The organism is Terrabacter terrae, assembly GCF_039529575.1.
Taxonomy (GTDB): Bacteria; Actinomycetota; Actinomycetes; order Actinomycetales; family Dermatophilaceae; genus Terrabacter; species Terrabacter terrae.
Genome location: NZ_BAAANB010000039.1, coordinates 1 through 1,123 on the forward strand (window position 1 = coordinate 1; position 1,123 = coordinate 1,123).

A 1,123-nucleotide genomic window follows, 5' to 3' on the forward strand; every position below is an offset into this window, starting at 1 on the left:
CGCCGCCTCGTCCGCGGTGAGCACCACGTCCGGGTCGAGCAGCTCGAGCAGCGCGGCGAAGTCGCCACCGCGAGCAGCGGCGAGGAAGGCGGTCACCACCTCGCGCTCGCGCGTGCGCGCCGGTGCCGCCGACCCGGCGTCGGCGGCCCGTACCCGCCGCCGCGCCCGGCTCGCGAGCTGGCGGGTGGCCGCGGGGGAGCGGTCGATGATGTCCGCGATCTGCTCGAACGGCATACCGAAGAGGTCGTGCAGCACGAAGGCGAGCCGCTCGGCCGGCGCCAGGGTGTCGAGGACGACGAGCAGGGCCACGCCGATGCTGTCGGCGAGCTCCGCCTCGCTCGCCGGGTCGGGTGGCGACTGGGCCCCGCCGCCGGGCCCCGCCGTCGCGCCGCCGCGGCCGACGAGCTCGGCCAGACCGTCGTCCCAGCCGTCCTCGCGCCGCGAGGTGCGCGACCGCAGCAGGTCGAGGCTGATGCGCCCGACCACGGTCGTCAGCCAGCCGCCGAGGTTCGCGATCCCGTCCGGGTCGCTCCGGCTGAGGCGCAGCCACGCCTCCTGCACGGCGTCGTCCGCGTCGGCGGCAGAGCCCAGCACGCGGTAGGCCACCGCCCGCAGGCGCGGCCGGTGCTGCTCGAAGTCGCGGGCGAGCCACTGCTCCCGGCTCTCGTCGCCCATCCCTGTCGCCATCCCTGTCGCCATCGCTGTCACATCCTCGCGTCGTGGTCCGTCATAGCACTGACGAGCCGGGGCCACCCGATGTGACACCGGTCCCGCCCACCACAGAGGCACGACGAAGGAGACCCCCATGTCCACAGCGACCACGCTCATCTACCCCGTGACCGACCTGTCCACGGCGAAGAAGGTCTTCACGGCCCTGCTCGGCGCCGAGCCGCACACCGACGAGGCCTACTACGTCGGCTACAACGTCGACGGCCAGGAGGTCGCCCTCGACCCCAACGGCCACCGCAAGGGCCTCACCGGCGGCACCCCCTACTGGCCCGTCGACGACATCGAGGCCAGCGTCGAGTCCCTCGTCGGCGCCGGCGCGAGCATCAAGCAGAAGCCGACGAACGTCGGCGGTGGGCGCACCGTCGCCGTCCTCGCCGACCCGGACGGCAACATG

General features: G+C 74.2%; 2 protein-coding genes. One reads left to right on the forward strand and one right to left on the reverse strand.

Features of this window, described 5'->3' with window-relative positions; all coding sequences use genetic code 11:
• On the reverse strand, positions 1–699 hold a 699-nt coding region (locus ABD194_RS18710; protein WP_343994294.1), incomplete at its 3' end, for a sigma-70 family RNA polymerase sigma factor.
• Positions 700–805: 106 nt separating this feature from the next.
• On the opposite strand from ABD194_RS18710, the gene ABD194_RS18715 reads away from it, so the two are divergent.
• On the forward strand, positions 806–1,123 hold a 318-nt coding region (locus ABD194_RS18715; RefSeq protein ID WP_343994296.1), incomplete at its 3' end, for a VOC family protein.